The organism is Streptomyces sp. NPDC093221, assembly GCF_044753885.1.
Lineage (GTDB): Bacteria > Actinomycetota > Actinomycetes > Streptomycetales > Streptomycetaceae > Actinacidiphila.
In genome coordinates, this window is the sequence record NZ_JBIVOA010000004.1 from 793,957 (window position 1) to 806,488 (window position 12,532).

The following is a 12,532-nucleotide window of genomic DNA, read 5'->3' on the forward strand; positions in this document are numbered from 1 at the left end:
TCCTCAGAGGTGGGGGGAAGGAGAGCGGAGCGGGGGTGGGGGGAGCCGGGGGCTCAGCGCAGTTGCCACAGGTGGTCGGCGGTGCCGTTGTCGTCGTACTGCACGACCGGCGCGCTGTTGGCCGTCGACATCAGGTCGACGCCGAGCACCTTTCCCGAGTTCTTGTTGCGGATGCGGTACCAGCCGTCGCCGTTGGCCACGAGCTGCCACAGGTGGTCGGCGGTCCCGTTGTCGTCGAACTGCACCACCTGGGCGCTGTTCGCGGTCGACATCAGGTCCACGCCCAGCATCTTCTGCGAGTTGAGGTTGCGGATGCGGTACCAGCCGTCGCCGTTGTCGACGAGCTGCCACAGGTGGTCGGCGGTGCCGTTGTCGTCGAACTGCACGACGTGGGCGCTGTTCGCGGTCGACATCAGGTCGACGCCCATGACCTTGTTGGAGTTCTTGTTCCAGATCCTCAGGTAGTCGCCTGCCGGTGCCCACGGGGTGCCGTTGGGGGTGGCGGTGGGGAAGGCGGAGATCCGCAGCCGGGCGGCGCCCATCGGGATCAGCGTGACGGTCTCGACGGCCGCGGTGCTGCGGGCCGGGCTGGTCTGGAGCGGGTTGACGACCTGCTGTCCGTCCGCCTTCCACTCCGCGATACGGCGGGCGGGCACGGTGATCCGTACCGGCGTGCCGTCGTGCGTGAAGGGGTTGGCGGCCAGCGAGCCGCCCGACTTGGTGAAGGACGGGGACCCGGAGTCGAGCGCGAGCCCGTAGTTCCAGGGTGTGGTGGCGTGCACCTCGTACTCGGGGAACTCGGCGTTGCCCGCGTACTGCACATAGTTCTCACCGATGTTCAGCGCGTACGTGAGCGGTCCGTGGTCGACGGAGACGGCGCCGTGGTTGGCGGACCAGGTGCGGACGGTGGTCTGCTGCGGGAGCTGGACGGTGACGGTGTCCCCGCTGTTCCAGGTGCGGCTGATCTTGGTGAAGGCGGGTCCCGAAGGGGCTCTGACCGCTTGGCCGTTGACGGTGACGCGCGGGGCGGAGCACCAGCCGGGGACCCGCAGGTACAGCGGGAAGGCCAGGGCGCGCGGTGCGGTGATCTTGAGCGTGACCGTGTCCGCGAAGGGGTAGTCGGTGGTCTCGGTGATGGTGACCGAGGTGCCGTCGGCGACCTTGGCCGTGACGCTGCTCGGTGCGTACATCGCGGCGGCCAGGCCGTTGTCGGGGGTGGCGAGCCACAGCTCCTCGGTGAAGTACGGCCAGCCCATGCCGTAGTTGTGCGGGCAGCAGCGGTACTGGTCGACGCCCGGCTGGAAGGACTGCATGGCGAAGCCGTTCTGGAACTGCCCCTGCGTCTTAGGGGTGTTGTTCAGATCGACGCTGTTGGCGCTGGTGATGTAGTGCACGCCCTTGCCCGCCGGGTCGAGGGCCGCGGGCAGTGAGTTGAAGGCCAGGTCCTCGCAGCGGTCGGCCCACAGCGGGTCACCGGTGATCCGGGCCAGCAACTGGTGGCTGGCCATGAACTCCACGATGCCGCAGGTCTCGAAGCCCTGCCGGGGGTCGCCGAAGCCGGGTCTGGCGTTCTCGTCGCCCGCGAAGCCGCCGCCGGGGAACTGGCCGTAGGCGGACATCACCGCGGTGTAGTTCTGGTAGGCGGCCTGGGTGAGGGCGTTGGACGGCGAGCGGAGCGCGTACTGCGCCGGTTCCCTGAAGCCCTGGGCGATGTTGACGTTGTGCAGCGACGGGAGGTTGTTGACCCAGTTGGCGCCGCCCGCGTGGATCTTGTCGGCGAGGTCGAGCAGATAGCTCTCGCCGGTGCGGTTGTAGAGCCAGAAGACGCTGTCCAGGCCGTCGCCCCAACGCACCGACACCCAGCTCTGGTTGAAGGCGCCGGGGCCCTGGGCGTTCATGTAGCGGAAGAAGGCGGACAGCAGCGGGATGATCCTGGTGTCCCCGCTGTACTCCTGCCAGTTGCGCAGTGCCCAGGTCAGCGGGAGGAACGGCCAGAAGTCGGGGCCGCCGCCGAGCGAGGTGCGCAGGGCCGTCGGGCCGAAGAAGCCGTCGGACTGCCGGGTGGCCACGATGGCGTCGATCCAGCGGCGTACGGCGGCCAGCGCGGTGGCGTCCTGGGTGAGCACGGCGAGGTCGACATAGCCGCGCAGCCAGTACGGCACTTCCTCCCAGCCGGCGCGGTCGGGGTGCGCCCAGCCGCTGTTGTCCATGGCGAGGAAGTGCGAGATGTCGGCATACCGGCCGCACAGACCGGCGAGTTGGAGGCGCAGTTGGCCGTCGAGCCAGCCGCGCGCGGTGACGGCGCCGGGCGGCAGCCGCAGGAAGGCGGTGGGGGCCAGCGGTGCGGCGTTCGGCGCGTAGAGGCCGCCGCGGGCGGGGGCGACGCGGGCCGCGGCAGGCGTGGGGGCGGCCTGGGCGCCGCCCGCGAACCGCAGTTGGAGCCCTGCGGTGCCGGCGGCGAGTGCGGTGAGTGCGAACTGACGACGGTTCAGGGGCATGGGGGGTGGCTCCTGGTGGCTTCGGGTGGGGCGCTGCGGGGGCGCGAACCCTGGCGGCGACGGTCCTTCCAACGTTGGAAACGGCGGTGCCACCCGGAATGACAGCACGCAGGGATGGGCATGTCCAGAGCAGCGACAGAAGTCGTACGGGCCTGTCGGGGTTGTTGCCTGAGCACGGATCACAGCGGTGGGAAGCATTTTGGAAACATCGGGAACGACGGGTTGTCGAGGTGCCGCCGCGCGTATATAACGTTGTAAAGCCGAGGGAGGGAACGGGCGTTCCCACCCCCGGAGCGCCGCCATCTCCGCACGTCATACCGCCTCCTCGGGGAGCCCGGACCGGACCCCGGAAGCGCACCCGCCCCGGCACGGAGCCGGACCCACGTACGACTCGACGGCCGCTGCCGTCGCGACCAAGGAGTGTCGTGAGCATGACGAACCACAGAACCCGCGCACTGGCCGCCACCTGTCTGCTGCTGGCCACCGCAGGGCTGGCCGCCACCGGCTGCTCCAAGTCGGAGTCCAGTGACAAGGGCGCCTCCCCCTCCGGCTCGGACCAGGCGGCGCAGCAGCAGGTCACCACGGACCCGACGGCGTCCGGCGCGGGCTGCACCCTGACGGCGTACGGCGCCCCCAAGCTCGACCTGAAGAACGCGGTGGTGGGCTTCTCCCAGTCGGAGAAGGAGGACAACCCGTTCCGTATCGCCGAGACCCAGTCCATCAAGGACGAGGCCGCCAAGCTCGGCGTGAAGAAGCTGCTGACCACCGACGCGCAGTCCCAACTCCCCAAGCAGATCAGCGACATCCAGGACATGCTCGCGCAGGGCGCGCAGCTCCTGATCGTCGCGCCGCTCAACTCCGACGGCCTGGACCCGGCGCTGAAGGCCGCCGCCGCCAAGCACGTGCCGGTGATCACCATCGACCGGAAGATCAACGCCACGTCCTGCAAGGACTACGTCACCTTCCTCGGCTCGGACTTCGTCGAGCAGGGCAAGCGCGCGGCGGACGCCATGATCAAGGCCACCGGCGGCAAGGGCCAGGTCGCGATCCTGCTCGGCTCCTCGGGCAACAACGTGACCACCGACCGCACCAAGGGCTTCGTGGACGAGATCGCCGCCAAGGCGCCCGGCCTGAAGGTCGTCGCCCAGCAGACCGGTGACTTCACCCGTGACAAGGGCCAGCAGGTCATGGAGCAGCTCATCCAGTCCAAGCCGGGCATCACCGCGGTCTACGCGGAGAACGACGAGATGGGCCTCGGCGCGGTCACCGCGCTCAAGAGCGCGGGCAAGAACCCGGGCAAGGACGTCAAGGTCGTCTCGGTCGACGGCACCCGCAACGCCGTGCAGGCGATCGTCAACGGCACGTACAACGCGGTGATCGAGTCCAACCCGCGCTTCGGCCCGCTGGCCTTCGCCACCGCGCAGAAGTTCTACAGCGGCGAGGCGATCCCGGAGAACGTCATCATCTCGGACCGCGCCTACGACGAGTCCAACGCCAAGGCGTCGGTCGGCGGGGCGTTCTGACCTTCGGTCAGGAGGAACCGGTGGCGCGGCTCCCCCCGCGCCACCCCTCGGACAGGCGTACGGCGGGGTGCCTCCCCGCCGTACGCCGCACCATCGGCGGGTCGGCCCGCCGGGCTGTCGAGCCGGTGGGGGCGCCTGTAGCCCGTACGGCCACAGGGCCGCCGCCTGCCGGGCCGCCCCATTCGTAGAGCCTGCCCAACCCGTAGAGCCCGCCCAGCCCGTAAGAGCCCGCCCCACCAGTAGAGCCCGTACAGCCCGTCAGCCCGTCAGCCCGTAGAAGAGTTCCCGCTTCCCCGCGACCCCGGAAGGCCACGACCATGGCACCACCCGAAGCCGCCGCGGCCCAGTCCGCGCCGCCCGGTCCGCCGAGCCCGCCACCGGCGGCCGGGGCCGTACTGGAGGCCGTCCGCGTCAGCAAACGCTTCCCAGGCGTGGTGGCGCTCGACGACGTCTCCTTCACCCTGCGCGAGGGCGAGATCCACGCGCTGGTCGGGGAGAACGGCGCGGGCAAGTCGACGCTGATCAAGCTGCTCACCGGGGTCTACCGGCCCGACGACGGCGAACTGCGACTGGCGGGCGAGCCGATCGCCTTCCACCACCCGCACGAGGCGCAGCGGGCCGGGATCTCGACCATCTACCAGGAGGTGAACCTGGTCCCGCTGATGAGCGTGGCCCGCAACATCTTCCTGGGCCGGGAGCCGAAGAACCGCTTCGGGCTGATCGACTTCCCCCGGATGCACCGCGAGACCTCGGAACTCCTCGGCGGATTCGGCATCACCGCCGACCCGCGCCGCCCGCTGCACACCCTGGGCATCGGCACCCAGCAGATGGTCGCGCTCGCCCGCGCCGTCTCCGTGCGGGCCCGGGTGGTCGTCATGGACGAGCCCACCTCGTCGCTCGAACCGCGCGAGGTCGAGACGCTGTTCCGGGTGATCCGTGAGCTGCACGAGCGCGGCATCTCGATCCTGTACGTCAGCCACCGGATGGACGAGCTGTACCGGATCTGCGACCGCGTCACCGTCCTGCGCGACGGGCGCCTCGTGCACAGCGGCGACCTGGCCGACACCGACCGGGTGCGGCTGGTCTCGCTGATGCTCGGCCGGGAGATCGCCGAGGTCCGCAGGCACGGTGCCACCAGCTTCGGCGAGGGCCACACCGCCGAGCGCCAACCGGTGCTCACGGCCAGAGGACTGACCCGTCGTCACCTGCTGCACGACATCGGCCTGGACCTGCGGCCCGGCGAAGTGCTGGGCCTCGGCGGCCTGTTGGGCTCGGGGCGCAGCGAGACCGCCAAGGCGCTGTCCGGGGCGCTGTCACTGGACAGCGGCGAGGTCACCGTCGGCGGGCACACCGTGCGCCGCCTCACCCCGTCCGCCGCGATCAGGGCCGGGATCAGCCTGCTGCCCGAGGACCGCAAGGCCGAGGGCATCGTGCCGGGCCTCTCGGTCCGGGAGAACATCGTGCTGGCCGCGATGCCCCGGCTGTCCCGCGCCGGGATCGTGTCCCGGCAGCGGCAGGACCGGATCGTCGACATCTTCATGAAGCGGCTGCGGATCAAGGCCGCGGGCCCCGAGCAGAAGGTCGGCGAGCTGTCCGGCGGCAACCAGCAGAAGGTGCTGCTGGCCCGCTGGCTCTGCCTGGAGCCGAAGGTGCTGCTGCTGGACGAGCCCACCCGCGGCATCGACGTCGGCGCCAAGGCCGAGGTGCAGTCGCTGATCGACGACCTCGCGGGAGAGGGCCTGGCCGTCCTGCTGATCTCCTCCGACATCGAGGAGCTGGTCGAGGGCGCCGACCGCATCGTGGTGCTGCGCGCCGGAGCGGTGGCCGGTGAGCTGACCGGCGACGACGTCGAGGAGAGCGCGTTGCTCGCCGTACTGGCGGAGACCGGGGACGACGACAGCGCCGCCGCGCCGGACACCGACCCGGAACCCGCAGCCGCCGACCCGGAACCCGCAGCCGCCGACCCGGAGCCCGCAGCCGCCGACCCGGAGCCCGTACCCGCCGACGCAGAGCCCGCACCCGCTCCCGCGGCGGATTCCGGCTCCGCCACCGCGAAGGAGGACCCGCGATGACCTCGGCCCCGTACTCACTCCCGCGCGGCCTGGACCGGTCGCGGATCGCGGACTGGCTCCAGCGGTACGGCGTGTACGCCGCGGTCGCCGCGCTGCTGGTCTTCAACGGCGTCTTCACCGACCACTTCATGACGACGGACAATCTGCGCACGCAGCTCGTCCAGGTCTCCCCCGTCGTCATCGTGGCACTGGGCATGGCGCTGGTGATCGGCACCGAGGGCGTCGACCTGTCGGTGGGCTCCACGATGGCGCTGGCCAGTTCCGTGCTGCCGCTCTACCTCGGATACGGCCTGCTGCCCGCGCTGTCGGTGGCGCTGCTCGCCGGTGTGCTCGTCGGCCTGATCAACGGCTCGCTGGTGTCGCTGGTCGGGCTGCAACCCATCGTGGCCACCCTGGCGCTCTTCGTCGGCGGCCGGGGCCTGGCCCTGGTCATCGCCGACGGGAAGCTCAAGCAGATCGAGAACCAGAATCTGCTGGACCTCGGCACGAACAGCGTGCTCGGCGTCCCGATCGTCGTCCTGATCGCGGGCGTGCTCGCGCTGTTGGTCGCCTTTCTGGTGCAACGCACCACCTTCGGACGCCAGTTGGTGGCCATCGGCGGCAACCGCGCCGCGGCCAGGCTCGCCGGACTCCCCGTCAAGCGGGTGCTGATCGGCGTGTACGTGCTGTGCGGGGTGCTGGCCTCGCTCGCGGGTGTGCTCGCCACCGCGCGGCTGACCGCCAGCGACCCGTCCTCGCTGGGCAATCTGATGGAGCTGTCGGCCATCACCGCGGTCGTGGTCGGCGGCACCCCGCTGACCGGCGGCTCGGTACGCGTCCTCGGCACGGTGTTCGGCGCGCTGCTGATGCAGCTCCTGCACGCCACGCTCGTCACCCACAATCTGCACGACTCCACCGCCCAGATGGTCCAGGCGGGCATCATCCTCGTCGCCGTCTACGTCGCCCGGGAGCGTCGATCCCGATGAAAGCCCTCGTGAAAACAGCCGCCCCCGCTCCCGCGCTCGCCGTGGCCGGTGACGCGCCGCTGCCGGTGAGCGCGGAGTCCCGCCCCTCCGGGCGGCAGCGCGCCGCCGAACTCCTCCAGCGCCAGGGCGTCCTGGCCGTCCTCGTCCTGCTCTGCCTGATCTCGTCCTTCGTCTTCGACTCCTTCGCCACCCTCGACAACACGCGCGGCATCACCATCCAGGCGTCGTTCCTGTCGATCGTCGCGCTCGGCATGACGATGGTGATCGTCACCGGCGGCATCGACCTGTCGGTCGGCTCGGTCTTCGCGCTCGGCGGTGTACTGGCCGCGTGGGCCTCGCAGTACGGATTCCTGCCCGCGCTGCTGGTGCCGCTCGTGGTGTGCGGCGCGATCGGCACCTTCAACGGACTGCTGGTCGCGCGGGCCGGGATGGCCCCGTTCATCGTGACGCTGGCCTCGCTGCTCGGCGCGCGCGGGCTGCTGCTCGCGCTCACCCACGAGGGCGCCACCACCTATCTCGTGCCGCGCGGCTCGGCCTTCCAGGAGCTGGGCGGCGGCGCGGTGTGGGGCTTCGGCTACCCGGTGCTGATCGCGCTGGCCCTGTTCGGGGTCGGCGGCCTCGTGCTCCAGCGCACCTCGTTCGGCCAGGCGCTGTTCGCCGTCGGCGGCAGCGGTGACGCGGCGCTGCTGATGGGGCTGCCGGTGGCCCGTACGAAGGTGCTGGTCTATACGCTCAGCGGGCTGCTCGCGGGGCTGGCGGGCGCGTTGAACGCGGCCCGGCTGTCCTCGGGTGTGACCATCATCGGTGTCGGCATGGAGCTGGACGCGATCTCCGCGGTGGTGATCGGCGGCACGCTGCTGGTCGGTGGCGCGGGTTCGGTGTCGGGCACGCTGTGGGGCGTGCTGCTGCTCGGTGTGATCCAGAATCTGATCAATCAGATCGGTTCGCTCAACTCCTCCTACCAGTCGGTGGTCAGCGGCGGCTTCCTGATCGTGGTCGTCGTCGCCCAGCGCTATCTGTCGGCCGCCCGCCGGGGCACCTGACCGGGCCGGGAGGGGCCGTCCGCGATCCGCGGGACCGGCTCCAGCACACTGAGGCCGGAACCGCCGCGCCTCGCACGAGGTCGGCCGAGGGAAGGAACTCCGTGGGCGCCAGCCTGAAGGATGTCGCGCGACTGGCGGGCGTGTCCGTCAAGACCGTGTCGAATGTGGTGAACAACTATCCGCATGTCACGCCGGGGATGCGGGAGCGCGTGCAGCGGGCCATCGACGAGCTGGGCTACCGGCCGAATCTGACGGCCCGCCATCTCCGGAAGGGCCGCACCGGCATCATCGCGCTGGCCGTCCCCGAACTCGGCAACCCGTACTTCGCGGAGCTGGCCGGCGCCGTCATCGACGCCGCCGCCCGGCACGACTACACGGTGCTGCTCGACCACACCGCGGGCCAGCGCGAGAAGGAGGTGCTGGTCTCGCAGGGCTTCCGGGCCCATGTCATCGACGGCCTGATCCTCAGCCCGATCGAGCTGGAGGCCGCGGACCTGCTGGGCCGCATGGACGACGCGCCGCTGGTGCTGCTCGGCGAGCGGGAGTACGACGCCCCGTACGACCAGATCGCCATCGACAACGTGGCGGCGGCCCGTACCGCCGTACGGCACCTGACCGGCCTCGGGCACCGGCGGATCGCGTTCCTCGGCGCCCGCAGGGAGAGCGCCAGGCAACCGGCGCACCTGCGACTGCGCGGCTGGCGGGAGGAGTTGGCGGCGGCCGGGCTGCCGGACGACGACTCGCTGGTGGCCGCCACCGACGGCTACGGCCGCTGGGACGGCGCCGCCGCGATGAACGCGCTGCTCGACCGCGGCACCCGCCCCGACGCCGTGTTCGCGTACAACGACCTGATGGCGCTCGGCGCGATGCGGGCCCTGGTCGAGCGCGGGCTGCGGGTGCCGCAGGACGTGTCGGTGGTCGGCTTCGACGACGTCGAGGAGGGCCGCTTCTCGACGATCGCGCTCACCACGGTGTCCCCGGACAAACAGGCCATCGCACGGCTCGCCGTGGAGCGGGTCGTGGCGCGGCTGACCGGTACGCCGCAGATCAGGCCGGAGCGGATCACGCCCGGATACACGCTGGTCACCAGGGAGTCGACCGCGCCCAGAGCGGGGTGAGCGCGCCGCGTAGCGTTGTCCCCGGGGGGTCGGCCACCGGTGCCCGACCGTGGTCGCCCGTGGTCGCGCCCCCGGCCGGTTTCCCCGCCCGGTCTCCCCGTCGTCTTCTCGCCGCCTTGCCGCCGCCTTCCCGTCGTCGGACGCCCGCCGCGTCCGGCATCCGTCGCCCCGACCCCCTTTACGAGGACTGCCGATGCCCCGTCCCACCCCGCTCAGCGAACCCTTCGGCACCACTCCCGACGGGTGGCGAGTGGAATGCTGGCGGCTCAGCTCGGCCTCCGGGGTGAGCGCCGAGATCCTCACCTACGGCGGCGTCCTGCACGCGCTGCACGTGCCCGACCCGACGGGCCGCCCCGCCAACGTGGTGCTGTCCCTGCCCGACCTGGCGGCGTACGCCTCCGACACCCCGTACTTCGGCGCGCTCGTCGGCCGTTACGCCAACCGGATCAGCGAGGCCCGCTTCACGCTCAACGGCCGCCACTACCGGCTCCCGGACAACGACGGCGGCCACAATCTGCACGGCGGCCCCGAGGGCTTCGACAGCCGCGTCTGGCGGGCGGAGCCGCTGCCCGGCGCGCTGCGGCTGACGCTGCACAGCCCGGACGGCGACATGGGCTTCCCCGGCGCGATGGACGTCACGGTGACGTACGCGCTCGACGACGACGGGACGCTGTCGCTGGACTTCGAGGCGCGCAGCGACCGGCCGACGGTGGTCAACCTGACCAACCACGCGTACTTCAACCTGGGCGGGTCGGAGGCGAGGGACGGCGCCGAAGCCGCGTCGCGGATCGCGGGAGGCGACGTGCTGCGCCACACCCTGTACGTCGACGCCGACCGCTTCCTGCCCGCCACGCCCGAGTCCATCCCCTGGGGGCCGGAACAGGCCGTGGAGGGGACACCGTTCGACCTCAACGAGCCGCGCCCCCTCGGCGACGGCGTGCGGGACGCCGACCCGCAGATCAAGACGGCCGGAGGATACGACCACTGCTTCGTGCTGCGCGGCAACTGCGGCGGTACGGGCGAGGCCGTGGGCGAGCCGCGGGTCGCCGCCGTCCTCTCCGACCCCGACAGCGGCCGGGTGATGGAGGTGCGCACCACGCAACCGGCCATCCAGGTCTACACGGCCAACAAGCTCGACGGTTCGCTGACCGGCCCCGACGGGCGGACGTACCACGCGCACGACGCGGTGTGCCTGGAGACCCAGCACCTGCCGGACTCGCCGAACCACCCCGAGTACCCCTCGACCGAGCTGCGTCCCGACGAGGTCTTCCGCAGCCGCACCGAATTCCGCTTCCCGCACCTGGCGGGCGGCCGGTGACGAGCGCGCCGACCGCACCCCTGCTCGTCGTGGACGGCGCCAACGTCGTCGGCTCGGTGCCCGACGGCTGGTGGCGCGACCGGCGCGGCGCCGCCGAGCGGCTGCGCGACGCCCTCGTGCCGCTCGCCGCGTCCGGCCTCGCCGAGGACAGCGGCGCCCCGCCGTGGGCCCGCGGCCACCGGCTGGACATCGTCCTGATCGTCGAGGGCGCGGCGCGCGGCGTCGAGCCGGTACCCGGCGTACGCGTGGAGTCCGCCCCCGGCAGCGGCGACGACCTCATCACCGAGGTCGCCGCCCGCTCGCGCACCGCGGACCCCGACCGCCCGTGCCTCGTCGTCACCGCCGACCGTGGCCTGCGAGCGCGCGTCACGGAGGTCGGCGCGGCCGTCGTGGGGCCGCGGGCGGTCCGGCCACGCTGACGCCGGTGCCCCCGGGGGCGGGGCTCCGGTGACGCCGCGCTCGCCGGAAGGCCGTGTCCGATTTCCGCCAGCTCGGGGCGCCGGAGCCCTCGCATACTGGGACGCATGACAGTCGAGGACAGCAGATACGAGGCGGTGAGCAGCCGGGACGCGCGCTTCGACGGAGTCTTCTTCTTCGCCGTGGCCACGACCGGGATCTACTGCCGTCCGAGCTGCCCCGCGATCACCCCGAAGCGCGAGAACGTGTCCTTCTACGCGACCGCCGCCGCGGCCCAGGGCGCGGGCTTCCGGGCCTGCCGCCGGTGCAGGCCGGACGCGGTACCGGGTTCCGCCGACTGGAACGCGCGGGCCGACATGGTGGGCCGCGCGATGCGGCTCATCGGGGACGGCGTCGTCGACCGCGAGGGCGTCGCGGGCCTCGCCACCCGGCTCGGCTACAGCGCCCGGCAGGTGCAGCGGCAGCTCAACGCCGAGCTGGGCGCCGGGCCGATCGCCCTGGCCAGGGCGCAGCGCGGCCACACCGCGCGGGTGCTCCTCCAGACCACCTCGCTCCAGGCCGCCGAGATCGCCTTCGCGTCGGGCTTCGCGAGCGTGCGGCAGTTCAACGAGACGATCCGGGAGATCTACGCCGCCACCCCGACCGAGCTGCGCACGGACGCGCGCTCCGGGCCGGTGGGCGGGGCCGCCGGGGTGCCGCTCCGGCTGGCCTTCCGGGGCCCCTACGCCTCCGCGCGGGTCTTCGACTTCCTCGCCGCACGCGCCGTGCCCGGCGTCGAGGAGATCGTCGGCGCCCCCGGCAGCCGTACGTACCGCCGTACCCTGCGGCTCCCCCACGGCACGGGCATCGCCGAGGTCGCCGAGCGGCCCGGCACAGGCAATTGGCTGGACTGCCGACTCCACCTGGGCGATCTCCGCGACCTCACCACGGCCACCCAGCGCGTCCGCCGGCTCTTCGACCTCGACGCCGATCCGTACGCGGTCGCCGAACGCCTGGGCTCCGACCCGCGCTTGGCCCCGCTGGTCGCCGCCCTTCCCGGCCTCCGCTCCCCCGGCTCCCCCGACCCGGCGGAACACGCCGTCCGCGCCGCCCTGGGCGAAGGCACCGCGCCGTTCTCCCCGGCGCCCCTGGCCGCCTTGGTCGCCCGATACGGCACCCCGCTGAGCGCCCCCGACGGCGCCCTCACACACCTCTTCCCGCGGGCCGAGGACCTGGCCGAGGCCGACCTGGGCAGCCCGGCCGGCCGCTCCCCCGTCAGAGACCTCTGCCGCGCCCTCGCCGACGGCACGGTCACCCTCGACCCGGGCGCCGACCGCGACGCCGCCGAACGGTCCCTCCTGACCGTCCCCGGCATCACCCCCCTGACCGCGGCCCACATCCGCATGCGCGCCCTCGGCGACCCGGACGTCTTCCCCTCGACGGAGCCGGTGCCGCCCGGGACGGAGAGGTGGCGTCCGTGGCGGTCCTATGCGGCTCATTACTGGTGGGGGGTGGGAGGGGGAGGTCAGGGGTAAGGGGGGCGCCTTGCGCGGGCGCACCGCCCTTCCCCTCTCTTGCCGCCCCTCCGCCTCCCCGCGC

The 12,532-nt window shown here is 72.3% G+C and carries 9 protein-coding genes; 8 read left to right on the top strand and 1 reads right to left on the bottom strand.

Features of this window, described 5'->3' with window-relative positions; translation table 11 throughout:
• Positions 1–53: 53 nt before the first annotated feature.
• Positions 54–2,498, bottom strand: coding sequence for an RICIN domain-containing protein (locus tag ACIQCJ_RS20370; RefSeq protein ID WP_402712112.1), 2,445 nt, complete (start codon positions 2,496–2,498; stop codon positions 54–56).
• A gap of 431 nt (positions 2,499–2,929) precedes the next feature.
• Between ACIQCJ_RS20370 and ACIQCJ_RS20375 the strand changes: the two genes are divergently transcribed.
• From ACIQCJ_RS20375 to ACIQCJ_RS20410, 8 genes are all read left to right on the top strand, one after another.
• Positions 2,930–4,021: an ABC transporter substrate-binding protein gene (locus tag ACIQCJ_RS20375; RefSeq protein WP_355347747.1), complete on the top strand. Its 1,092-nt coding sequence runs from the start codon at positions 2,930–2,932 to the stop codon at positions 4,019–4,021.
• Positions 4,022–4,338: 317 nt separating this feature from the next.
• Positions 4,339–6,093 carry a sugar ABC transporter ATP-binding protein gene (locus tag ACIQCJ_RS20380; protein WP_402712113.1) on the top strand — a complete coding sequence of 585 codons (1,755 nt, stop codon included), beginning with the start codon at positions 4,339–4,341 and terminating at the stop codon, positions 6,091–6,093.
• Positions 6,090–7,058 (top strand): ABC transporter permease, encoded by a 969-nt coding sequence (locus ACIQCJ_RS20385; RefSeq protein ID WP_355347753.1) that lies wholly within the window; start codon positions 6,090–6,092, stop codon positions 7,056–7,058. The genes ACIQCJ_RS20380 and ACIQCJ_RS20385 overlap by 4 nt, the downstream gene beginning before the upstream one ends.
• Positions 7,055–8,101 (top strand): ABC transporter permease, encoded by a 1,047-nt coding sequence (locus tag ACIQCJ_RS20390; protein ID WP_188285164.1) that lies wholly within the window; start codon positions 7,055–7,057, stop codon positions 8,099–8,101. The genes ACIQCJ_RS20385 and ACIQCJ_RS20390 overlap by 4 nt, the downstream gene beginning before the upstream one ends.
• A gap of 101 nt (positions 8,102–8,202) precedes the next feature.
• Complete coding sequence (locus ACIQCJ_RS20395; RefSeq protein WP_355347756.1) at positions 8,203–9,219, top strand: LacI family DNA-binding transcriptional regulator; 1,017 nt, start codon at positions 8,203–8,205, stop codon at positions 9,217–9,219.
• Between the two features lie 193 nt (positions 9,220–9,412).
• The gene (locus ACIQCJ_RS20400; RefSeq protein ID WP_402712114.1) at positions 9,413–10,537 is read left to right on the top strand and encodes an aldose epimerase family protein; all 1,125 of its coding nucleotides are present in this window, start codon (positions 9,413–9,415) and stop codon (positions 10,535–10,537) included.
• A complete protein-coding gene (locus ACIQCJ_RS20405) occupies positions 10,534–10,956 on the top strand; it encodes an NTP pyrophosphohydrolase (RefSeq protein WP_402712115.1) in 423 nt (140 codons plus the stop codon). Before ACIQCJ_RS20400 ends, ACIQCJ_RS20405 begins: the two co-directional genes overlap by 4 nt.
• 105 nt (positions 10,957–11,061) lie before the next feature.
• Complete coding sequence (locus ACIQCJ_RS20410; protein ID WP_402712116.1) at positions 11,062–12,468, top strand: DNA-3-methyladenine glycosylase 2 family protein; 1,407 nt, start codon at positions 11,062–11,064, stop codon at positions 12,466–12,468.
• Positions 12,469–12,532 lie beyond the last annotated feature (64 nt).

Bases quoted from the DNA above. Each gene is read 5' to 3' on its own strand.
- ACIQCJ_RS20410 (WP_402712116.1), top strand. From the start codon at position 11,062: ATGACAGTCGAGGACAGCAGATACGAGGCGGTGAGCAGCCGGGACGCG.
- ACIQCJ_RS20380 (WP_402712113.1), top strand. From the start codon at position 4,339: ATGGCACCACCCGAAGCCGCCGCGGCCCAGTCCGCGCCGCCCGGTCCG.
- ACIQCJ_RS20375 (WP_355347747.1), top strand. From the start codon at position 2,930: ATGACGAACCACAGAACCCGCGCACTGGCCGCCACCTGTCTGCTGCTG.
- ACIQCJ_RS20385 (WP_355347753.1), top strand. From the start codon at position 6,090: ATGACCTCGGCCCCGTACTCACTCCCGCGCGGCCTGGACCGGTCGCGG.
- ACIQCJ_RS20400 (WP_402712114.1), top strand. From the start codon at position 9,413: ATGCCCCGTCCCACCCCGCTCAGCGAACCCTTCGGCACCACTCCCGAC.
- ACIQCJ_RS20390 (WP_188285164.1), top strand. From the start codon at position 7,055: ATGAAAGCCCTCGTGAAAACAGCCGCCCCCGCTCCCGCGCTCGCCGTG.
- ACIQCJ_RS20370 (WP_402712112.1), bottom strand. From the start codon at position 2,498: ATGCCCCTGAACCGTCGTCAGTTCGCACTCACCGCACTCGCCGCCGGC.